The organism is Streptomyces sp. 11x1 (assembly GCF_032598905.1).
Classification (GTDB): Bacteria; Actinomycetota; Actinomycetes; order Streptomycetales; family Streptomycetaceae; genus Streptomyces.
In genome coordinates, this window is sequence record NZ_CP122458.1 from 3,357,271 (window position 1) to 3,379,087 (window position 21,817).

21 protein-coding genes are annotated in these 21,817 nt (G+C 69.4%); 3 read left to right on the forward strand and 18 right to left on the reverse strand.

Annotated elements, in window-relative coordinates:
- Window positions 1-76: 76 nt before the first annotated feature.
- Window positions 77-298, reverse strand: a complete 222-nt coding sequence (locus P8T65_RS14390; protein WP_316725793.1) for a DUF5708 family protein — start codon at window positions 296-298, stop codon at window positions 77-79.
- Window positions 295-903 carry a hypothetical protein gene (locus P8T65_RS14395; protein ID WP_316725794.1) on the reverse strand — a complete coding sequence of 203 codons (609 nt, stop codon included), beginning with the start codon at window positions 901-903 and terminating at the stop codon, window positions 295-297. The genes P8T65_RS14390 and P8T65_RS14395 overlap by 4 nt, the downstream gene beginning before the upstream one ends.
- Before the next feature lie 153 nt (window positions 904-1,056).
- Between P8T65_RS14395 and P8T65_RS14400 the strand changes: the two genes are divergently transcribed.
- The 3 genes from P8T65_RS14400 (at window position 1,057) to P8T65_RS14410 (ending at window position 4,844) form a co-directional block, all read left to right on the forward strand.
- Window positions 1,057-2,244 carry a histidine kinase gene (locus tag P8T65_RS14400; RefSeq protein ID WP_316725795.1) on the forward strand — a complete coding sequence of 396 codons (1,188 nt, stop codon included), beginning with the start codon at window positions 1,057-1,059 and terminating at the stop codon, window positions 2,242-2,244.
- Window positions 2,241-2,882: a response regulator transcription factor gene (locus tag P8T65_RS14405; RefSeq protein ID WP_316725796.1), complete on the forward strand. Its 642-nt coding sequence runs from the start codon at window positions 2,241-2,243 to the stop codon at window positions 2,880-2,882. The genes P8T65_RS14400 and P8T65_RS14405 overlap by 4 nt, the downstream gene beginning before the upstream one ends.
- Window positions 2,883-3,020: 138 nt before the next feature.
- Window positions 3,021-4,844, forward strand: coding sequence for a glycoside hydrolase family 18 chitinase (locus P8T65_RS14410; RefSeq protein WP_316725797.1), 1,824 nt, complete (start codon window positions 3,021-3,023; stop codon window positions 4,842-4,844).
- 119 nt (window positions 4,845-4,963) lie between these two features.
- Here the strand turns inward: P8T65_RS14410 and P8T65_RS14415 are convergent, their stop codons facing one another.
- From P8T65_RS14415 to glyA, 16 genes are all read right to left on the reverse strand, one after another.
- A complete protein-coding gene (locus P8T65_RS14415) occupies window positions 4,964-6,178 on the reverse strand; it encodes a peptidoglycan-binding protein LysM (RefSeq protein ID WP_316725798.1) in 1,215 nt (404 codons plus the stop codon).
- A gap of 17 nt (window positions 6,179-6,195) precedes the next feature.
- Window positions 6,196-7,221 carry an IPT/TIG domain-containing protein gene (locus P8T65_RS14420; protein WP_316725799.1) on the reverse strand — a complete coding sequence of 342 codons (1,026 nt, stop codon included), beginning with the start codon at window positions 7,219-7,221 and terminating at the stop codon, window positions 6,196-6,198.
- 152 nt (window positions 7,222-7,373) lie between these two features.
- Window positions 7,374-8,120 carry an IPT/TIG domain-containing protein gene (locus tag P8T65_RS14425; RefSeq protein WP_316725800.1) on the reverse strand — a complete coding sequence of 249 codons (747 nt, stop codon included), beginning with the start codon at window positions 8,118-8,120 and terminating at the stop codon, window positions 7,374-7,376.
- Window positions 8,121-8,588: 468 nt separating this feature from the next.
- On the reverse strand, window positions 8,589-9,629 hold the full coding sequence (locus tag P8T65_RS14430; RefSeq protein WP_316731586.1) for a right-handed parallel beta-helix repeat-containing protein: 1,041 nt from the start codon (window positions 9,627-9,629) through the stop codon (window positions 8,589-8,591).
- A gap of 466 nt (window positions 9,630-10,095) precedes the next feature.
- Window positions 10,096-10,548 (reverse strand): DUF2550 domain-containing protein, encoded by a 453-nt coding sequence (locus tag P8T65_RS14435; protein ID WP_316725801.1) that lies wholly within the window; start codon window positions 10,546-10,548, stop codon window positions 10,096-10,098.
- A 133-nt stretch (window positions 10,549-10,681) separates the two neighbouring features.
- Complete coding sequence (locus tag P8T65_RS14440; RefSeq protein ID WP_230220410.1) at window positions 10,682-11,056, reverse strand: F0F1 ATP synthase subunit epsilon; 375 nt, start codon at window positions 11,054-11,056, stop codon at window positions 10,682-10,684.
- A gap of 131 nt (window positions 11,057-11,187) precedes the next feature.
- Window positions 11,188-12,624, reverse strand: a complete 1,437-nt coding sequence (atpD, locus tag P8T65_RS14445; RefSeq protein ID WP_059083623.1) for a F0F1 ATP synthase subunit beta — start codon at window positions 12,622-12,624, stop codon at window positions 11,188-11,190.
- Window positions 12,624-13,541 (reverse strand): F0F1 ATP synthase subunit gamma, encoded by a 918-nt coding sequence (locus P8T65_RS14450; protein ID WP_316725802.1) that lies wholly within the window; start codon window positions 13,539-13,541, stop codon window positions 12,624-12,626. Before P8T65_RS14450 ends, atpD begins: the two co-directional genes overlap by 1 nt.
- A gap of 21 nt (window positions 13,542-13,562) precedes the next feature.
- Window positions 13,563-15,158: a F0F1 ATP synthase subunit alpha gene (gene atpA, locus P8T65_RS14455; RefSeq protein ID WP_316725803.1), complete on the reverse strand. Its 1,596-nt coding sequence runs from the start codon at window positions 15,156-15,158 to the stop codon at window positions 13,563-13,565.
- A gap of 134 nt (window positions 15,159-15,292) precedes the next feature.
- The gene (locus P8T65_RS14460; RefSeq protein WP_316725804.1) at window positions 15,293-16,108 is read right to left on the reverse strand and encodes a F0F1 ATP synthase subunit delta; all 816 of its coding nucleotides are present in this window, start codon (window positions 16,106-16,108) and stop codon (window positions 15,293-15,295) included.
- Window positions 16,105-16,653: a F0F1 ATP synthase subunit B gene (locus P8T65_RS14465; RefSeq protein ID WP_217177340.1), complete on the reverse strand. Its 549-nt coding sequence runs from the start codon at window positions 16,651-16,653 to the stop codon at window positions 16,105-16,107. Before P8T65_RS14465 ends, P8T65_RS14460 begins: the two co-directional genes overlap by 4 nt.
- Before the next feature lie 41 nt (window positions 16,654-16,694).
- Entirely contained in the window at window positions 16,695-16,928 is a 234-nt protein-coding gene (atpE, locus tag P8T65_RS14470) for an ATP synthase F0 subunit C (RefSeq protein ID WP_037695385.1), read from the reverse strand.
- Between the two features lie 77 nt (window positions 16,929-17,005).
- Window positions 17,006-17,776 (reverse strand): F0F1 ATP synthase subunit A, encoded by a 771-nt coding sequence (gene atpB, locus P8T65_RS14475; protein WP_316731587.1) that lies wholly within the window; start codon window positions 17,774-17,776, stop codon window positions 17,006-17,008.
- 273 nt (window positions 17,777-18,049) lie between these two features.
- The gene (locus P8T65_RS14480) at window positions 18,050-18,487 is read right to left on the reverse strand and encodes a hypothetical protein (RefSeq protein WP_316725805.1); all 438 of its coding nucleotides are present in this window, start codon (window positions 18,485-18,487) and stop codon (window positions 18,050-18,052) included.
- Between the two features lie 433 nt (window positions 18,488-18,920).
- A complete protein-coding gene (locus P8T65_RS14485; RefSeq protein WP_316725806.1) occupies window positions 18,921-20,204 on the reverse strand; it encodes an MraY family glycosyltransferase in 1,284 nt (427 codons plus the stop codon).
- 141 nt (window positions 20,205-20,345) lie between these two features.
- Window positions 20,346-21,584 carry a serine hydroxymethyltransferase gene (glyA, locus tag P8T65_RS14490; protein WP_316725807.1) on the reverse strand — a complete coding sequence of 413 codons (1,239 nt, stop codon included), beginning with the start codon at window positions 21,582-21,584 and terminating at the stop codon, window positions 20,346-20,348.
- Window positions 21,585-21,817: the final 233 nt, after the last annotated feature.

A 21,817-nucleotide genomic window follows, 5' to 3' on the forward strand; every position in this document is an offset into this window, starting at 1 on the left:
GCGCTCGCGCGAAGCGGCAGCGGTCCCCACGGAACGGCAACGGCCCTCGCGAAGCGGCAACGGCTTCGCGGAGCGGTCACCCGCCGCCCGTCGCTCCGCGAGCCCGTCGGTAGAGGCCCGTGACGACGAGGACGCCTCCCACGCACATCATCACCACGCCGACCTTGGTCGGGGTGACCACCGGGACCTCCACCCCCTCGGTGAAGAGCCACAGCACCAGGCCGATCACGAAGGTGGCGGCCCCCTCCACCAGGTTCCTCGTCGCCCGGCCGACCGTCCTGCCCGGCGTGCCGCTCATCGCCCGATCCTCTCCTTCGCGTACCCGGAGTCGCGGCCCTCCCCGGCGTCCCGGTCCCCGTCCCCCCGCACGTCCGGCTCCTTCTTCGGCCAGATCGTGTAGGCGAGGGCGATCAGGCCGTGAATACCGGCGGCCCGCAGGGCGACCCACTGGAACGACCTCAGCGAATCGACGTTCCCGTCGTCGCCGACGTACCAGACGGCCAGCTGGAGCAGGGCCAGCGCCACCCCGCTCGCCACCAGCGTCCGGGTCCAGAGCCTGCCCTCGTGGCGGGCCCTGGCCAGGCCGTACTTCGGCGGCCCCGCCGGCTTCGGCCCGCCGGCCAGGCGATGCGCCGCGTGGCCGTCCAGCCACCGGATCATGTAGTGGCCGTAGCCCACGGTGAAGCCGATGTAGAGCGCCGCCACCCCGTGCTCCCAGCTCGGCTCGGCCCCGTTCTTCAGGTCGATCGCGGTCACGACGAACAGCACCAGCTCCAGCACGGGCTCGCACAGCAGCAGCACGACACTGGCCCGGCGCTTGTTCAGTAGGTAGCGGACGGCCAGGGCCAGGGCCAGCAGCACCCAGAAGCCGACCTCGCAGGCGATGATCAACGCGACGATCACGATGCGCTCCTCTCGTTCACCCTTCCAGGCTCCCGGCCGTCGCCCCCGGAATCGTCGTCGGCGGTGACGAAGTCGCGGTACATCGAAAGATGCAGTCCAGGACCGTTCGCGAGCACCAGGCGACGGGGGCGCGTGCCGTGTTGGATGGAGGGCATGGCCGTACGACCGCCCCGCCCGCACCGCGTGGACCTGTACATCGCCGCCGCCGGACTCCTCGGCGGTCTGCTGCTGTGGGGCCTCGGCCTCGACACCCGCACGCCCCAGGACGGCATCGTGGTGTTCGAGAGCCCCTGGTGGGTCCTGCCGCCCCTCGTCGTGACGGCGGGCTGCGAGGCGCTGCGCCGCGTGATGCCCCGCACGGCCCTGCTGGTGGGATGGGCCGCGCTGACCCTGGACACCATCACCCAGGGCAACCTGATCACGGTCCTGATGTTCACCGACCTGGTCTACGCGGCCGTGCTGTACGGCCCGCCCGCCACGGCCCGCCGGGTGCCCTGGGTCTCCGGGCTGGTGACCGTCGCCTTCACCGTGGTCCCGATCGCGGCCTTCCGGAAACCGGAGGCGCTGCTCATCGGGGTGGTCGTGGGTCTGGTCTCCCTCATGCCCGCCGCCACCGGCTGGATCGTGCGCAACCACCGCGACGCCGCCGAGGCCGCCCGGCTGCGCGCCGAGCAGACGGCCCTGCTGGCGGAGATGGACCGGGCCCAGGCCGTCGTCTCCGAACGGGCGCGGATGGCGAGGGAGTTGCACGACATGGTCGCCAACCATCTCTCGGCGATCGCGATCCACTCCACCGCCGCCCTCTCCCTCGACGACCCGGACACCTCCAAGGAGGCCCTCGGGGTCATCCGTGAGAACAGCGTGGCGGGGCTCGCCGAGATGCGCCGGCTGATCGGCATTCTGCGGGATTCGAGCGACGACACCGAGCCGTCCGCCGCGCCCACGCTCGACAGCCTCGGCTCCCTCGTCGAGGGCGCCCGCACCAACGGTCTCGACGTCACCCTGGACGCCGACCACGCGGGCACCCTCCCCGCCCCCGTCGAGCTGGCGGCCTACCGCATCGTCCAGGAGTCGCTCACCAACGCCCTCAAACACGCCTCCCCCGGCCGGGTCTGCGTGGTGCTGCGGCAGCCGGACGGCTCCCTCGCCATCTCCGTCACCAGCCCGTACGGCGACCGCGACGGGCCGAGCGCACCCGGTTCCGGCGCCGGTCTGGTCGGGATGCGGGAGCGGGTCGCCCTGCTGGGCGGCACCTTCGAAGCGGGCCCCGAGAGCTCGGTGCACGGCAAGATCTGGAGCGTCCGCGCCACCCTCCCCGTCGCCCAAGGAGAACCCGCATGATCCGTGTGCTCGTCGCCGAGGACCAGTCCGCCGTACGGGCCGGGCTGGTGCTCATCCTGCGCAGCGCGCCGGACATCGAGGTGGTCGGCGAGGCAGGGGACGGCGAACGGGCGGTGGCCCTGGCCCGGGAACTGCGGCCCGACCTGGTGCTGATGGATGTCCAGATGCCGCGCCTGGACGGGGTGTCGGCGACCCGGCAGGTGGTCGCCGAGGGGCTGGCCGACGTCCTCGTGCTGACCACTTTCGACCTCGACGAGTACGTCTTCGGGGCGCTGCGGGCCGGGGCCGCCGGGTTCCTGCTGAAGAACACGGAGGCGAGGGACCTCATCGAGGCCGTACGGGCGGTGGGGCGCGGCGAGGGCCTGATCGCCCCGGCGGTCACCCGGCGACTGATCGCGGAGTTCGCCGCCAAGCCCGTACGGGAGCCGGCGGTCGATCCGTCCGTCCTCGACTCCCTCACCCGGCGGGAGCGGGAGGTCCTCTCCTGCCTGGGCGAGGGGTTGTCCAACGCGGAGATCGCCGGGCGGCTGGACATGGCCGAGGCGACGGTGAAGACGCACGTCAGCCGACTGCTGGGGAAGCTCGATCTGCGCAGTCGCGTGCAAGCGGCGGTACTGGCACAGGAGTTGGGTGCCTGACCCCCGTCGGCCCCGCCCGGGGGTGTCGGCGCGAGCGCAGTGGTCCAGACCCATTGACCTATGGTCCAGACCTTTCTATTCTCGGCCCACTGCGCCACGTCATGCTCATGCAACAAGACACCCCACAAGGAGGCGCACATGCGCTTCAGGCACAGAGCCATAGCGGGTCTCGCGACCCTGCTCCTCCCCCTCGCCGGCCTGGTCGGTCTCGCCACCCCCGCACAGGCGGCCACGGAGGCGACCGCCACCTACGCCAAGCCCCAGGACTGGGGCTCCGGGTTCGAAGGCAAATGGACGGTGAAGAACACCGGCACCACGACCATCAGCTCCTGGACCGTCGAGTGGGACTTCCCCTCCGGCACGTCGGTCACCTCCGCCTGGGACGCGGACGTCACCTCGTCCGGCACCCACTGGACCGCCAGGAACAAGTCCTGGAACGGCACCCTCGCCCCCGGCGCCTCCGTCTCCTTCGGTTTCAACGGGAGCGGCTCAGGCTCCCCGGCCAACTGCAAGCTCAACGGCGGAAGTTGTGACGGCGGCCCCAGCGTCCCCGGCGACGCGGCACCCTCCGCCCCCGGCACCCCGACCGCCTCGGACGTCACCAACACCTCGGTGAAGCTGAGCTGGCGCGCAGCCACCGACGACAAGGGCGTCAAGAACTACGACGTCCTGCGCGGGGGCACCAAGGTCGCCACCGTCACCGGCACCACCTACACGGACACCGGCCTGACCGCCGGCACCGACTACTCGTACACCGTCCAGGCCCGTGACACCGCCGACCAGACCGGCCCGGTCAGCGGCGCGGCGGCCGTCCGGACCACCGGGGGCGGCACGAACCCGAACCCCGGCTCGAAGATCAACCTCGGCTACTTCACCGAGTGGGGCGTCTACGGCCGCAACTACCACGTGAAGAACCTGGTCACCTCGGGCTCCGCCGCCAAGATCACCCACATCAACTACGCGTTCGGCAACGTCAAGAACGGTCAGTGCACCGTCGACGACACCTACGCCGCCTACGACAAGGCGTACACCGCCGACCAGTCCGTCAGCGGCGTCGCCGACACCTGGGACCAGCCGCTGCGCGGCAACTTCAACCAGCTCCGCCAGCTCAAGGCCAAGTATCCGCACATCAAGGTGCTGTACTCCTTCGGCGGCTGGACCTACTCCGGCGGCTTCGGCCAGGCCGCGCAGAACCCGGCCGCGTTCGCCAAGTCCTGCAAGGCCGTCGTGGAGGACCCGCGCTGGGCCGACGTCTTCGACGGCATCGACATCGACTGGGAGTACCCGAACGCCTGCGGTCTGACCTGCGACACCTCGGGGCCGGCGGCCTTCCGCAACCTCTCCCAGGCACTGCGTGCCGAGTTCGGCTCGAACTACCTGGTCACCGCGGCCATCACCGCCGACGGCTCCTCCGGCGGCAAGATCGACGCGGCCGACTACGGCGGGGCCGCAACCCATCTGAACTGGTACAACGTGATGACGTACGACTACTTCGGCGCCTTCGACAAGGACGGCCCGACCGCCCCGCACTCCCCGCTGACCTCGTACTCGGGGATCCCGCAGGCCGGCTTCAACTCCGCCGACGCCATCGCCAAGCTGAAGTCGAAGGGCGTCCCGTCCGCCAAGCTGCTGCTCGGCATCGGTTTCTACGGCCGCGGCTGGACCGGCGTCACCCAGTCCGCCCCCGGCGGCACGGCGACCGGGGCGGCCCCCGGCACCTATGAGGCGGGCATCGAGGACTACAAGATCCTGAAGAACTCCTGCCCGGTCACCGGCACCATCGCGGGCACGGCCTACGCCCACTGCGGCAGCAACTGGTGGAGCTACGACACCCCGTCCACCATCGCCGGAAAGATGACCTGGGCGAAGAACCAGGGCCTGGGCGGCGCCTTCTTCTGGGAGTTCAGCGGCGACACGAGCAACGGAGAGCTGGTGAACGCGATCAGCAACGGGCTCAAGTAGACCGGCTACCGGCTGGAGCAGTCGACTGCCGGAAGACCAGGCGCCAGTGGCGCTCCCCCGGACCGTGTCCGGGGGAGCGCCATGCGAGGCAACCGGTCCTGGGTTCGTCCCTTTTCGGTTCATCCGACGACGGTGAAGCCATGTCTGTCGCCGAGCCGGGTCAGGGAGTCCCGGCCCGGTACCCCGTCGGCGTCACCGCCCCGGTACGAGCCACCTGCTCTGCTGCGCTGCCAGGCGGCGTAGGCCGCGAGGGTGCGGGTACCGAACGAGCCGTCCACATACCGGCGTTCCAGCAGTCCCTCGGCGGCGAGCGCCTCCTCCACCGGACGGACGTCCCTCGGATACGTGCGGTGACCGCCGGGCGCCGGGGGGTCCCTTTTGGCGGCCGCCACGACCCGGGCGAGGCTCACCCTCGGACGGGTCCCGCCCTGAGTGCCGGTGCCCGTCCCCACGGACAGGACCTTGGCTGTGTCGATCGCTCCCGGATCACCATGGTCGTTGCCGGGCACGTGGCAGTGGCCGAAGTGTCCGCCCTCGGACTGCCACACCGAGCGGGTGCGGGCCGACGAGCCCGGGGGGTACGCCACGGGAGGGCCCATCGGCCAGTCGTCCGGCACTTCCCAGGAGCGGACGGCGGCCAGGATCCGCTGCCATCCCGGCTTCTCCCGTGGATTCCAGGCATCGGTCCACGGCTCGGAGGCACGCCCGAGGACCTCGATCTGGACACAGACCAGACCCTCGCGATTCGTACGGCGAGAACCGTCGTTGCGCAGGGCGCGGGCCGAGTGGTGCAAGGGGCCGAACTGCCCGACGCGGTCGGTGACCGGGCAGTACACGAGGTGCGGTTCGGCGGCCACTTCGATCAGGTACGACGCCACCGCCTCCAGGTACTTCCCTCCGGCCGGGGACTCGGTGGTGTGGTGCACCACCCGGGGCGGATTGCGGGGCGTGTCCATCGGGCCGCCGATCACTCCGTCACCGAACCGGATCGCGGCATCGATCCACACCGTGCCCTGGTCCCGGGCGGTGAGCGGAACCTCGTCGGTGATCGCACCGGCCCCTTCCCGTTCCTGCCCGACAGCGTGTGCGCGCGGTGCCGGGGCCCAGGGGCGTACCGGGGGCGGGGCGGTGTCGACGGGTTGGTACCAGTCCAGGTCGCCGTCCGCGCGCAGGACGAACACCGAGCCGGGACGGCCCGGATGCTCGACGACGCGGTGGGTCGTGGCGGGCAGAGCGGCCATGGCGCGCACGGTCCGCAGATGGTCCGTGCCGACGGTGCCGCAGTAGGTGACGGACCGATCGGCGTGAACGACTGCGGCGTGGAAGGACCTCATCCCGTGATCCCGGCGCATCAGATGCTGGGCGCGGCGAACCGCGTGTACATCAAACCGTTGCTGGTGCCGGCCGGTGTGGTCACCGTGACGGATACCGGCCCGGGCGGGCCGGTCGGGACAACGGCCGTGATCTGCGTCGGGGAGACCACGGTGAACGACGCGGAGAGGGCGCCGAACTGGACCGCGGTCGCCGTCGTGAGATCGTTGCCCGTCAGCGTGACGACCGTACCGGTGTCCGTCGGCCCCAGGTCAGGCACGAGGGAGACCAGCGCGGGAGCGTTGAGGTAGACGTAGTAGACCGGGTTGCTGGTGCCGCCGGGGGTGGTCACCGTGACCGCCGCCGCGCCGGCAGCGTGGGCGGGAGCCACCGCCGTGATCTGCGTACTGCTGTCGACGGTGAACGACGTGGCCGCCACCCCGCCGAACTGCACCGCCGTCGCGGCGAGGAGACCGCTGCCGGTGAGTGTGACCGCGGTGCCGCCCGCCGTGGGTCCGGAGGGAGGCGCGAGGAACGTCAGCAGGGGCTGCGCGGAGTAGAAGAAGAACGCGTTGGGATCGGCAGCGTTGCTGGTGCCGCCGGGGGTGGTCACCGTGACCGCCGCCGCGCCGGCAGCGTGGGCGGGAGTCACCGCCGTGATCTGTGTACTGCTGTTGACGGTGAACGACGTGGCCGCCACCCCGCCGAACTGCACCGCCGTCGCACCGGAGAGATTCGCGCCCGTCAGCGTCACCGTCGTCCCCCCTGCCACCGGGCCCTGATTCGGCGACAGGCTTGAGAGGGAGGGGGTCGTGACGTAGGTGAACAGCACCACCTGGCCGCTCGTGCCCTGGGTGGTGCTGACGGTGACGTTCACGCTGCCGACGCCCGAGGGAGTCACCGCCGTGATCTGTGTACTGCTGTTGACGGTGTACGACGTGGCCGGTTTGGCTCCGAACCGGACGTTGGTCACTCCCGTGAAACCGGATCCGGTCACGGTGACCGTCGTACCACCCGAGGTCGGTCCCTGGTTGGGACTGACCGAAGAGACCACAGGGGGAGCCATGGCTGTACTCCTTCGCGCAGGAATGGAGGCGGCCACGTCCCGGCGTAGCCGCGTCGCGGCGTGGCCGCGAGGTCGAGCCCGTCCGGGCGGTGGGGGGACTGCCGCCCGGACGGGGGTTCATCGCCTCCGTGTCGCGGAGGCGCGAGGACCGGTCAGATACCGGGGCCGGCGACGTAGGTGAAGCCGCCGACCGCGGTGGCCGATCCCGCGGGGTTGGTCACGACCACGTCGACCGCTCCCGCGGTTCCGGGCGGACTGACCGCGGACAGCGTGGTCGTGTTGATCACCGAGAACGGCGCCGCGACGCCGTCGAAGGTGACCGAGTCCGTGCTGTCCAGGTTGGTGCCGCTGATGGTCACGGCCGTCCCACCGGAGGTCGACCCCTCGTCCGGGGCGATGGTCCCGATCGTGGGGGTGTCGACGTAGGTGTAGCTGAGGCCGTTGTTGGTGCCGCCCGCGGTGGTGACGCTGACCGACACCGGCCCGGCCGCCGCGCCTGCGGGCACGGTGACGCTGAGGGAGCTGTCACTGGTCACGGTCGGGGTGGCGGTGACCCCGCCGAAGGACACACTGGTGGCCGTCGACAGGCCGGTACCGTTGACGGTGACGGTGTTGCCGCCGGCCAGTGGCCCGGAGTCGGCGTCCAGGGACGACTTGAACGGGGCGCCGACGTAGAAGAACGGCACCGGGTTGCTGGTCCCGCCCGGGGTGGTCACCGTGACGCCGACCGTGCCGGTCCCCGACGGGGAGACGGCGGTGACCTGCGTCGCGGAGACGTTGGTGACGCTCGTGGCGGACTTGCCGCCGAACTTCACCGCGCTGGTGTTGGCCAGGTTGGTGCCGGTGATGGTCACCAGGGTCCCGCCCCCGGTGGAACCCTGATTCGGAGAGATCGGCATGAGGAAGCTCCTCGCTGGTTGATGGGGACATGCGAGAAACCGGCAGGAACGGCCAGCCATCGACTGAGACGTCCTCAGGAGGGGGGACCGCCGACAGGACGCACGTCGGCCTCTGCCCGACTCCTTGCGATGCGGCGAGCACTGATCAACAGTGCGTCCGCGCCCGGGTGAACGAACCCGCACAGGCACCCTCGCCCGCCCGGCCGAGCGGGCGGCAACCTCCGCCATCTCCTCTGGGCAAGGAGAAACCGGCAAGCGCTGCCTGATCGAACGTTCCCCCGGCTCGGGGATGGGCAGCCCGCCGGTTCACACTCTTAGTGACCCACGCATCCAATCGAGTGACAAGACGCCATCCTTCACATCACCCGAAAGGACTAACGTTCCGTCCTTTCCTGACCTCTCCTGATGTCGAACCGGCCGGCCAAGCTCCAGGCCCCCGGGGGGGGTCTGGAGCTTGGCCGGCCGCCGTTACGCCGCGCAGCCGGGGACTCCGGGCGGCGGTCCGCAGTTGTCCGGCGTGTTGTTCACGACGGGCGTTCCGGTCAGGACGACCGTGCCGCCGACTCGGAAGATCCCACCGCCCTGGCCGCCCGCGACATTGCGGGAGACCCTGCCGCCGACCAGGTCGGACGTGCCTGCCTGCTGGTAGAGACCGCCGCCGTCGAGGCCGCTTTCGTTGTCGTCCACGAGGGTTCTCAGCAGTCGTAGGGTGCTTCCGGCGTTGGCGATGCCTCCGCCGTACGAGGCGCTCTCGTTACCCCTCACGGAGGCGCCGTTCAGGGTGAGGGGACCCAGAGCCGTGAAGATGCCGCCGCCCTCGAAGTTCTCGGTGCGGTTGCCCCCGACTGCCGCACCGTTGAGGACCGTGGTGCCGAAGTTGGCCAGCCCTCCACCGAGGAACGCCGCCTCGTTGCTCTGGATGGACCCTCCGATCATGTCCAGCTGCGCGGACCCACCCACATGAACGCCTCCACCGTCACCGGCACCGTTGCCGGACACGGTGGTGCCGTCGAGACGTGCCGCCGCACCGGACGCGACCGCGATCCCTCCGCCGAGGACGGAAGCAGTGTTGCCGGTGATCCGGCTCGCGACCAGGGTGAGCCTCCCCTCGGTGAGGATGCCGCCGCCGACCGTGGCGGAGTTCCCGGTCGCGCTGCCGCCCGACACGGTGATCCCGTTGAGGGTGAGTTCTCCCTGCGGAGCGACTTCGGCGATCCGGAAAGGCGTGGGTGACTGACGGGTGATCGTCACTCGGCTACCGGTGAGGGCGACGTTGCCGGTGATGGTCGGCAGCCCGTTGGCGCCGTCCGGCAGGGCCGGAGCAGTGAGCGCGTAGGTGCATCCCGACGACAGCAGGATGCTTCCCCGCCCCCGCGCGTTCGCCTCGTTGACCTGCTCGATCAACTCCGCGACGTCCCCGCACGGCACCGCTCTCGCCCGGAGCGCGGGCGAGGACGCGGTGGCCGGTGCGGCGACAGCGGACACGGCCGCGCCCAGCAGTGTGGCCACGGCCAAGGTCCGAGTGTTCTTCCAGGACAGCACTGGTTCTCCCTTCGGTCGTTGTGGTTCAACCTGATCGGGAGCGCCGCCCCTCGGCACCCAGTGAGATCCGGACGGGTGAAGAAGTACGTACGCAGCGGCAACGGCAAGCGGTGCGGGCGATGGACCATTCGAGTGACATATGCAAGAACGCTCGCGGCTGTCGGCGCGAGCGTGGGTTACTGAAATGGATCCGACCGGTGGGCGGCCCATTCTCACCGGGGGGTGCGGGAGTCGGACTGCCTGCCGCCTTTCTGCAGAGGCACGGGCGACTGCGCCGACATACCGCGATGGGCACCCCCGTGGAGAATTTGGATCCCGATCAGCCGGTGCCGTTCGCGGCGTCGGCTGATCGGCAACAGGGTCCCGACCGCCGCCACCTCACACCCGGACACGCGAGCCCCTCGCACCGGGGCCGCGGGATTCCGGCCGGAGGCTACGCCACATTCACTCGCTGGCCGGGCGGGGCTGCCTCCAGCCACGCGAGGAAACCGGTCAGCGCGTCCTCGCTCATCGCCAGTTCCAGCCGGGTCCCGCGGTGCAGACACGCGAGGATCACGGCGTCGGAGAGCAGCGCCAGCTCCTCCTCGCCCTCGGGGGTGCGGCGCCCGGCCACCTCGATCGAGGCCCGCTCCAGGACACGGCGGGGACGGAACGAGTACGAGAAGACGCGGTACCACTCGATGCGGTCGCCGTTGTAGCAGGCGACGCCGTACCCCCAGCCCTTGCCGTTCTCGTCGCCGCCGGGTTTCTCCGGGGCGTCCCAGCGGAGGCTGCAGTCGAAGGTGCCCCCGGAGCGCTGGATGAGTCGGCGGCGCAGTCCGAAAACGAAGAGCCCGACCACCACGAGCGCGATCACCGACCCGCACACAGTCAGAGCGAGGACCATCGACACCGACCTCCTCGTCTCCTAGGTAACGGAACGTAAAAAACACCCATATTCGCCTCAGCCGCGGCCGGGTCGGGATGAAGACATCCGGACCCGGCCGCGGCTGGGGTACAGCATCACACGGCGTCTGCGCTCAGCGCGCACCCGCCGTACGCAGTCGTACATCCGCGCGGCGCTCGGCGGCGGCGTCGCCCTCCGCCTTCGCGCGCTCCAGCTCCCGCTGGGCGCCCTGGACGTCGATCTCGTCGGCCAGCTCGGCGACCTCGGCCAGCAGGGACAGCTTGTTGTCCGCGAACGAGATGAAACCGCCGTGCACGGCGACGACGACCGTGCCGCCCTCACTCGTACGGATGGTCACCGGGCCCGACTCCAGCACACCGAGCAGCGGCTGGTGACCGGGCATGACGCCGATGTCGCCGGACGTGGTACGCGCGACGACCAGAGTGGCCTCGCCCGACCAGACCTCTCGGTCGGCCGCGACCAGCGCGACGTGCAGCTCAGCAGCCAAGGTGGCTCCTCGGGTCACCACCCGGCGCCTCGGCCGGGTGTTGGGTCAATTCTAGAGGGAGTACAGAGGGGGGCGGGACGCACCCCATCAGGTGTGGCCTCGCCCCCCCACTGTTCACGAGTCGCCGGGCGTCAGCTGACGCCGAGCTCCTTCGCGTTCTTCTTCAGGTCCTCGATACCACCGCACAGGAAGAAGGCCTGCTCGGGGAAGTGGTCGTACTCGCCGTCGATGATCGCGTTGAACGCGGTGATCGACTCGTCCAGCGGGACGTCCGACCCGTCGACGCCCGTGAACTGCTTGGCGACGTGGGTGTTCTGGGACAGGAAGCGCTCGACGCGACGGGCACGGTGGACGGTGAGCTTGTCCTCCTCGCCCAGCTCGTCGATACCGAGGATCGCGATGATGTCCTGGAGGTCCTTGTACTTCTGCAGGACCGTCTTGACGCGCATCGCGGTGTTGTAGTGGTCCGCCGCGATGTAGCGGGGGTCCAGGATGCGGGACGTGGAGTCCAGCGGGTCCACGGCCGGGTAGATGCCCTTCTCGGAGATCGGACGGGAGAGAACCGTCGTCGCGTCGAGGTGGGCGAAGGTGGTGGCCGGGGCCGGGTCGGTCAGGTCGTCCGCGGGGACGTAGATCGCCTGCATCGAGGTGATCGAGTGACCACGGGTCGAGGTGATGCGCTCCTGGAGGAGACCCATCTCGTCGGCCAGGTTCGGCTGGTAGCCCACCGCGGAGGGCATACGGCCGAGCAGGGTCGACACCTCGGAACCGGCCTGGGTGAAGCGGAAGATGTTGTCGATGAAGAACAGCACGTCCTGCTTCTGCACATCGCGGAAGTACTCCGCCATGGTCAGACCGGCGAGGGCCACGCGCAGACGGGTGCCCGGGGGCTCGTCCATCTGACCGAAGACCAGCGCGGTCTTGTCGATGACGCCCGAGTCGGCCATCTCCTCGATGAGGTCGTTGCCCTCACGGGTGCGCTCACCGACACCGGCGAACACGGAGACACCGTCGTGGTTGTTGGCGACGCGGTAGATCATCTCCTGGATGAGCACCGTCTTGCCGACGCCGGCACCACCGAACAGACCGATCTTTCCACCCTTGACGTACGGGGTGAGAAGGTCGATGACCTTGACGCCGGTCTCGAACATCTCGGTCTTCGACTCGAGCTCGTCGAAGTTCGGGGCCTTGCGGTGGATGCCCCAGCGCTCGCCCGTGTACTTCTCGTCGGTGTTCAGCACCTCACCGAGGGTGTTGAACACCTTGCCCTTGGTGAAGTCGCCGACGGGGACGGTGATGGAGGCACCCGTGTCGGTGACCGGGGCCTGGCGGACCAGACCGTCGGTGGGCTGCATGGAGATGGTGCGGACCAGGCCGTCACCCAGGTGCTGGGCGACCTCCAGGGTCAGCGTCTTCTTCGCGCCGTCCTCGGCCGGGTCGGCGACCTCGACGTGAAGGGCGTTGTAGATGTCGGGCATGGCGTCGACGGGGAACTCCACGTCGACGACCGGGCCGATGACCCGGGCGACGCGGCCCGTGGCAGCGGCCGTCTCAACTGTCGTCGTCATTACCTGTCACTCCCCGCGTTCGCGTCGGCCAGGGCTGCGGAGCCACCGACGATCTCGCTGATTTCCTGGGTGATTTCGGCCTGTCGGGCCGCGTTGGCAAGGCGGGAGAGCGTGTTGATCAGCTCGCCCGCGTTGTCGGTGGCCGACTTCATCGCGCGGCGGGTGGCGGCGTGCTTGGAAGCGGCCGACTGGAGCATCGCGTTGTAGATACGGCTCTCGACGTAGCGCGGCAGCAGGGCGTCGAGGACGTCCTCCGCCGACGGCTCGAAGTCGTACAGCGGAAGGATCTCGCCCTTCGGCGCCGCCTCCTTCGCCACCTCGTCGAGGCTGAGCGGCAGCAGCCGGTCGTCGAGCGCCGTCTGCGTCATCATCGAGACGAACTCGGTGAAGACGATGTGGAGTTCGTCCACCCCGCCGTCCGCCGTGTCCTTCTCGATCGCCTCGATCAGCGGAGCAGCGACCTTCTTGGCGTCCGCGTAGCTGGGCTCGTCGGTGAAGCCCGACCACGACTCCACGACCTTGCGCTCGCGGAAGTTGTAGTGGGCCAGACCGCGGCGGCCGACGATGTACGTGTCGACCTCCTTGCCCTCCGCCTCAAGGCGCGCCGTCAGCTGCTCGGCGACCTTGATGGCGTTGGAGTTGAAGGCGCCGGCCAGTCCGCGGTCGCTCGTGAGGAGCAGCACCGCGGAACGGGTCGCCGTCTCCGCCTCCGTGGTCAGCGGGTGCTTGGTGTTCGAACCGGTACCGACCGCCGTGACCGCGCGGGTGAGCTCGGTCGCGTACGGCGTGGAGGCCGCCACCTTGCGCTGCGCCTTGACGACGCGCGAGGCGGCGATCATCTCCATCGCCTTGGTGATCTTCTTGGTCGCGGTGACGGATCGGATGCGACGCTTGTAGACCCGGAGCTGGGCTCCCATGAGTCAGGTCCCTTCCTTACGTCACTTGGAGACGTTGACGGCCGGGGCGTCCTCGCCGAGCAGCTTGCCGTCCGAGGTCTCGAACTGCTTCTTGAACTCGGCGATCGCGTCGGCGACAGCGCTCAGGGTGTCGTCCGACATCTTGCCGCCCTCCTTGATGGAGGTCATGAGGCCCTGCTCCTTGCGGTGCAGGTACTCCAGCAGCTCCTTCTCGAAGCGGCGGACGTCGGCGACGGGGACGTCGTCCATCTTGCCGGTGGTACCGGCCCACACGGAGACGACCTGGTCCTCGGTCGGCATCGGCTGGTACTGCGGCTGCTTCAGCAGCTCGACCAGACGCATACCGCGCTCCAGCTGCGCCTTCGACGCGGCGTCCAGGTCGGAACCGAAGGCGGCGAACGCCTCCAGCTCGCGGTACTGGGCGAGGTCGAGACGCAGACGACCGGAGACCTGCTTCATCGCCTTGTGCTGCGCGGAACCACCGACTCGGGAGACGGAGATACCGACGTTCAGCGCGGGGCGCTGACCGGCGTTGAAGAGGTCCGACTCCAGGAAGCACTGGCCGTCGGTGATGGAGATGACGTTGGTCGGGATGAACGCCGAGACGTCGTTGGCCTTCGTCTCGACGATCGGCAGACCGGTCATCGAGCCCGCGCCCAGGTCGTCGGAGAGCTTCGCGCAACGCTCCAGCAGACGGGAGTGCAGGTAGAAGACGTCACCCGGGTAGGCCTCACGGCCCGGCGGGCGGCGCAGCAGCAGCGACACGGCGCGGTAGGCGTCGGCCTGCTTGGAGAGGTCGTCGAAGATGATGAGGACGTGCTTGCCCTCGTACATCCACTGCTGACCGATGGCCGAACCGGTGTACGGCGCCAGGTACTTGAAGCCGGCCGGGTCGGACGCCGGGGCGGCGACGATGGTCGTGTACTCCAGCGCGCCGGCCTCTTCGAGGGCGCCACGCACGGAGGCGATGGTCGAGCCCTTCTGGCCGATGGCGACGTAGACGCAGCGGACCTGCTTGTTCACGTCACCGGAGCGCCAGTTGTCGCGCTGGTTGATGATCGTGTCGACGGCCAGGGCGGTCTTGCCGGTCTGGCGGTCACCGATGATCAGCTGGCGCTGGCCGCGGCCGACCGGGGTCATGGCGTCGACGGCCTTGTAACCGGTCTCCATCGGCTCGTGCACCGACTTACGGGCCATGACGCCGGGAGCCTGCAGCTCCAGGGCGCGGCGGCCGGTGGTCTCGATCTCGCCGAGGCCGTCGATCGGGTTGCCGAGCGGGTCGACGACGCGGCCGAGGTAGCCCTCGCCCACGGCGACCGACAGCACCTCGCCGGTACGGCTGACCGGCTGGCCCTCCTCGATACCGCTGAACTCACCGAGGACGATGGCGCCGATCTCGCGCTCTTCCAGGTTGAGTGCGAGGCCGAGGGTGCCGTCCTCGAACTTCAGCAGTTCGTTGGCCATGGCCGAGGGAAGACCCTCGACCTTCGCGATGCCGTCGCCGGCAAGCGTGACCGTACCGACCTCTTCGCGCGAGGCCGCGTCCGGCTGGTACGACTGGACGAAGTTCTCCAGCGCGTCCCGGATCTCCTCCGGCCGGATCGTGAGCTCCGCCATCTGGGTTCCCTGCTCTCCTTGTTGGGCCCGAAGTTTCACTTTGGGGGGATGGGGACTCCCCCCTGAAAGAGGTGAATCCTCTGCACGGCCCAACCGGGCCGCAGACATACGTACGTACTGCTATGAAGTTGGTGCTAGCTCGCCAGGCGGCGGCCGGCGTCCTCGAGTCGGTCCGCGATCGAGCCGTTGATGACCTCGTCGCCGACCTGGACCCGCATCCCGCCGAGGACGCCGGGGTCCACGTCGAGGTTCAGGTGCATGGGACGGCCGTAGAGCTTCGCCAGGGCGGCGCCGAGGCGTCGCTTCTGGGGGTCGCTCAGCGGGACCGCGGAGGTGACGACGGCGACCATGCGGTCCCGGCGCTCGGCGGCGAGCTTGGACAGGGACTCGAGTCCCCCCTCCAGGCTACGTCCACGCGGCGCGGTCACGAGGCGCGTCACCAGACGCTCGGTGGTGGCCTTGGCGCGGCCGCCGAGCAGGCTGCGCAGCAGCTCGCGCTTGGCGGAGGTACCGGCGGCACGGTCGGTCAGCGCGGACCGCAGCTCCGTGTTCGAGGCGACGATCCGGCCGAAGCGGAACAGCTCGTCCTCGACGTCGTCGAGCGTGGCCGACTGCTGCGCGGCCGTGAGGTCGGCGACATCGGCCAGCTGCTCCAGCGCGTCAACCAGGTCACGGGGCTGCGACCAGCGGGAACGCACCAGGCCCGACACCAGGTCGGCGGTGGTCGAGCCGACCTGCCCGCCGAGGATGCGGACGACCAGCTCGGCCTTGGCCTCGCCGGACTGCGCCGGGTCGGTCAGGACCCGACGCAGCGACACCTCACGGTGGAGCAGAGCGGTGACGGCGGCCAGCTCGTCGGCGAGCCGCGCCGCGTCCACGGACGTGGAGTCCGTCAGCGCGTCGAGACGCGTCCGTGCGGCTGCCAGGGCCTCGCGGCTCGCTCCGTTCATCGCGTGGCCTCGGCCTTCTCCTCGAGGTCGTCGAGGAAGCGGTCGATCACGCGGCTCTGCCGGGCGTGGTCCTCCAGGGACTCGCCGACGAGCTTGCCGGCCAGGTCGGTGGCGAGCTTGCCCACGTCCTGACGCAGCGCCGAAGCGGCGGCCTTGCGGTCGGCCTCGAGCTGCGAGTGACCGGCGGCGATGATCTCCTCGCGCTGACGCTGGCCCTCGGCCCGCATCTCGGCGATGAGCGTGGCGCCCTGCTCCTGCGCCTCCTGGCGCAGCCGCGCGGCCTCGTGCCGAGCTTCGGCGAGCTGAGCCTTGTACTGCTCGAGCACGCTCTGGGCCTCGACCTTCATGCGGTCGGCCTCTTCGATACCGCCCTCGATCGCGTCGCGGCGCTCTTCCAGAACCTTGTTGATGTTCGGGAGCGCCTTCTTCCAGAAGAAGAAGAACACGATGGCGAAGGCGATGGCGCCCACGAGCAGCTCGGGGCCGGGCGGGACGAGCGGGTTCTGCTCTTCCCCGGCCGCCAGCTGTACCAGGTTGGCGATCACATCAGTGCCTCTCGTTGAAAGGTTCGCTCGTCAGGGCTCGATCATCCGTAGACGAACGGCATGACGATGCCGATGAGGGCGAGCGCCTCACAGAAGGCGAAGCCGAGGATCTGGTTGGCACGGATCAGGCCGGCGGCCTCGGGCTGACGGGCCAGGGCCTGGGTGCCGTTGCCGAAGATGATGCCGACGCCGACGCCGGGGCCGATGGCGGCGAGGCCGTAGCCGACAGCACCGATGTTGCCTTCGAGGGCGGCAAGGGTCTCCATGGCAGCCATGCTGATTCTTCCTTCTCTTTCATGGACCGGCGGGGGTTGGCCACCGGACGTTCTGGGGGCTTGTGAAGCGGCGGTGCTCAGTGGTGCTCGGCGAGCGCGCCCTGGATGTACGAGCAGGCGAGGAGCACGAAGACGTACGCCTGGACGGCCTGCACGAAGAGCTCGAAGAGGATCATGACGATGGTCATGATGAAGGAGACACCGGCCGCCGGGATCATCCAGCTGTTCAGCAGGTACCAGGAGGCGACGGTGAACATGACCAGCATCAGGTGGCCGGCGAACATGTTGGCGAACAGTCGCACCGCGTGCGTGAACGGGCGGACCAGCAGGTTCGAGAAGAACTCGATGACCACCACGAGGGGCAGCACCGGGCCGAGCGACTTGTCGTAGCCGGTGACGTTCTTGAAGAAGCCGATGAAGCCGTGCTTCTTGAAGGTCAGCGAGACCCAGACCACGTAGACGACCAGGGCGAGGACCATCGGGTAGGCGATGATCGACGACACCGGGAACTGGGCCAGCGGGATCACGGACCAGATGTTCATGATCCAGATGAAGAAGAACAGCGAGACCATCAGCGGGACGTACTTCTCGCCTTCCTTCCGGCCCAGCGTCTCGTAGACGATGCCGCGGCGCACGAAGTCGTAGCCCGCCTCGCCGATCATCTGCAGCTTGCCCGGGACCACCTTGGCCTTGCCGAAGGCGAGGGTGAAGAAGGTGATCACCAGGAGGGTGGTGACGAGGGCGAGCAGCATCACCTTGTTGAACTCGAACCCGCCGACCGTGGCGATCGGCTTGAAGAGGAACGAGTGCAGGCCCGGAGCCGGGAAGCCACAGCCGTTGTCGGACATGATCCGACAGCTCCAGTCAAAGGCGAGCTGGGTCTGGTCAGCACTCACCACGGGCTCCTTCGGCGTGACGCATGGGTACGGCAACCTCGTTGTGTCGGCGCGGCGCGCAGCCGCGGGTCGGCACTGGACTGGTGTTACGGATGTGGGGGCGGCTGGGGGGCATCAAGCCTCGCGATTGAGCAGGCGTCAGCTCAGATGCCCGCGCCCGCGATGCCGCAGTTGGCACCGGACGATAGCAGGAGTTCGCACACGCCCTTATCCCGGCCCTACTCCTCACGACGAGTGCCCCGATTTTTCGGGCTTGTTGCCCGTCGGCGCATCGGGTTCGACATAGAGGATCTTGGCCTTCATATGCGCCCGCGTCTGTGCGGCGATCCACACGAGGGTGGTGGCGACGAGCGTGAACGCGAAGGCCCTGGGGTGGAACAGAGTGGTGTTCTTGAACGCGGACAGAAAGATGAACAACAGGAGAATCTGTGCCGCGTAAAGCATGAGGCCCATCATCTGGAAGAGATGAGGAAGCGATTTGGCAGTGCGCTGCAGAACGTAGAGCCCGATTCCCATGAAGAGGATCGTGATCACCGCGGCCACGACGGCGCCGAGAGCCCCCTCGCCTCCGACGACCTCACCGCTGACGACAGCGGCGATCGCGCCGGCGGCTGCCGTGGGTACGGCGGCCTGAAGGAGGGTCCGGACGTCATTGGACGGCATGGCGGCAACTCCGCTTGCTAAGGGGGCAGGGTGTCGTCATGGACGAGCGTAGACCCCGGGGGCGAGCGAGAATCTCGCGCCAACGGACCGTCGCAGTGCGGTCCTTCGACTCTGTCCCGGGTTCTCGTGAACCGTATCACAAACTATTTGATGAGGTCTTTACCTGAATGCTGTGCCAGGTGTCACACATGAGGGTGAAGCTGCCCGTCTGTGCAAAATCCACGCCGACTTGTCTGGTATAAGGCCGTTTTGCGTCGTCACGTGCTCGCATGACATCGGCAAAGTGTTAGTCAGATTCTTACCTTGCCGTCAGCGCGATGCGCCGCCCCTCCGCCGGCACGACGGACGGCCGGAGGCCGTGCGCGAGGTGCCGCGCACGGCCTCCGGCCGGTTCTGCGAGTGGGGCGACGACGGCTCCGCGCGGAGCCGTCGCTCAGCGGCGCGCGCCCGCCGGGCTGCGTTCCGGTTCGTGGCTGCGGCCGCCGATCGCCGTCGCGCCGTCGAGGGAGGGCGTCCAGTCGGCGACGGGCTCCGGGGCGGCCGCCGGGACCGTCCGGCGGCGGTAGCGGGGCGGTACGAAGCGCTCCGCCCAGCGCGGCGCACGCGGCGTGAAGCGAGGCAGCAGCAGCAGGAAGAGACCGACCCCGCTGAACATGGCGATGGCGAGGACGATCCACATGGACGCCGAGTTCACCGTGTACGCCAGGGTGCCGAACGCGATCACCGCGGACCAGAAGTACATGATCAGCACGGCCCGGCTGTGCGAGTGCCCGACCTCCAGGAGCCGGTGGTGCAGATGCCCCCGGTCGGCGGCGAACGGCGACTGGCCACGCCAGGTGCGGCGCACGATCGCGAGGATCAGGTCGGCCGCCGGAATCGCGATGATGGTCAGCGGCATCAGCAGCGGGATGTAGACCGGGACCATTGCGTAGACCGTGCTGCGCTCGGAGCCGTACAGGCCCATCACGTCCGGGTCGACCTGACCCGTGATGGAGATCGCGGCGGCCGCCAGCACCAGGCCGATCATCATCGAACCGGAGTCGCCCATGAAGATCCGGGCGGGATGCATGTTGTGCGGCAGGAAACCGAGGCACATGCCCATCAGGACCGCCGCGAAGAGGGTGGCGGGGGCCGCGGCCTCGATGCCGTAGCTGTACCAGAGGCGGTAGGCGTACATGAAGAACGCGGCGGAGGCGATGCAGACCATGCCGGCCGCGAGACCGTCGAGGCCGTCGACGAAGTTGACCGCGTTGATGGTGATGACGACCAGGGCGACCGTGAGCAGGGTGCCCTGCCACTGGGTCAGCGCGACGATCCCCACGCTGGGGATGGGCAGCCACAGGATCGTCAGACCCTGCATGACCATCACACCGGCGGCGATCATCTGGCCGCCGAGCTTGATCAGGGCGTCGATCTCGAACTTGTCGTCCAGGACGCCGATGAGCCAGATCAGCGCGGCCCCGGAGAGCAGCGCGCGCGGTTCGTTGGACTCGGCGAAGACCTGGCTGAGATTGGTCAGATGGTCGGCTACCAGCAGACCGGCGCACAGCCCGAAGAACATCGCGATGCCGCCGAGGCGGGGCGTGGGTTCACGGTGGACGTCACGCGCACGGATCTCCGGCATGGCTCCGGCCACGATCGCGAACTTCCGCACCGGCCCTGTCAGCAGGTACGTCACCGCGGCCGTGATGCAGAGCGTCAGGAGGTATTCACGCACGGGCTTCCCCACAGGTCTCGCTGGCCATCACAGCCTCACACCCTAGCGATGCGCGCGACGATGCACGCATACGGTGGAGGACATCCGGGTAGCGACGATGGTTGCACGTGATGCTGTGCCTGGTGGCGCGCCTACCCCACCTCAGCGCGGATACGGCGGAAATCTTCCGGCCAGGTCCCGCACTTCTTCACGCGTCCGCTTGCCGTCGCCGCCGTCCCGCAGGGCCCCCGCGAACAGCGCCGCGAGCCGCACCATCTCCGCCTCGCCCATGCCCTGGGTGGTCAGCGCGGCCGTGCCGAGCCGCAGGCCACGGGCGTCCCCGTGCGGAAGCGCGCAGCAGTCCAGGACCATCCCGGCGGCCGCGAGCCGCCCCTTGGCCGTGCGGCCTTCGATCCCGAGTGGCGCGGTATCGACGGTCAGCAGGTGCGTGTCGGTGCCGCCGGTGACGACCACGAGCCCCTCCTCGGCCAGCCCCCGGGCCAGCACGCGGGCGTTCGCGACCACCTGATGGGCGTACGCGGTGAACGCCGGGGTTGCCGCCTCCCCGAACGCGACGGCCTTCGCGGCGATGGTGTGCATCTGCGCGCCGCCCTGGGTGAACGGGAACACCGCCCGGTCCACCCGCTCGGCCAGCTCGCTCCCGCACAGCAGCATCCCTCCGCGCGGGCCCCGCAGCACCTTGTGCGTGGTGGCGCACACGATGTCGGCGTACGGCACCGGGTTGGGCGCCGCTCCCCCGGCGACCAGCCCGATCGGATGGGCCGCGTCGGCGATGAGATAGGCGCCCACCTCGTCGGCGACCTCGCGGAAGAAGGCGTAGTCGAGGTGCCGGGGGTAGGAGATGGATCCGCACACGATGGCCTTGGGCCGGTGGGTGCGGGCCAGGGTGCGCACCTGCTCGCGGTCGACCAGCCCCGACTCGGCCTCCACGCCGTACCCGACGAAGTCGAACCAGCGGCCGGAGAAGTTGGCGGGTGAGCCGTGGGTGAGATGGCCGCCGAAGTGCAGGCCCATCGCGAGGACGGTGTCGCCGGGGCGCAACAGGGCGGCGTAGGCGGCCAGGACGGCCGAGGAACCCGAGTGCGACTGGACGTTGGCGTGCTCGGCCCCGAACAGTGCCTTGGCGCGCTCCACGGCGAGCCGTTCGGCGACGTCCGCCATCTCGCAGCCGCCGTGGTACCGGGCCCCCGGATACCCCTCCGCGTACTTGTTCGCGAGCGGTGATCCCAACGCGGCCAGCACCGCGGGCGAGGTGAAGTTCTCCGCGGCGACGAGCTGCAGCGTCGTCGCCTGCCGATCCCGCTCCCCGAGCAGGATGTCGGCCAGCTCGGGGTCCTGCCGCCGCAGGACATCCGCCTCGAGAACAGGGGTGACCGACATGATGCGCTCCGGGGCGTCGACGATGACGTAGCACCAATGTAGGCCCGGGACGCCCGGGATGCCCGGTGTCGTGCCGTACGGACCGGAGCCCGGCGCCGGCTACGCCCTGGCCGGCACCCCCGTCAGTGCCGTCACCACCGGAGCCGATCCCCGACGCATCTCTCGCGGCGCTCGGCCCTGGCGGGCCTCCCGGCTTCGAGATGCTGCGCCGGACTCCGTCCGCCGACTACGCC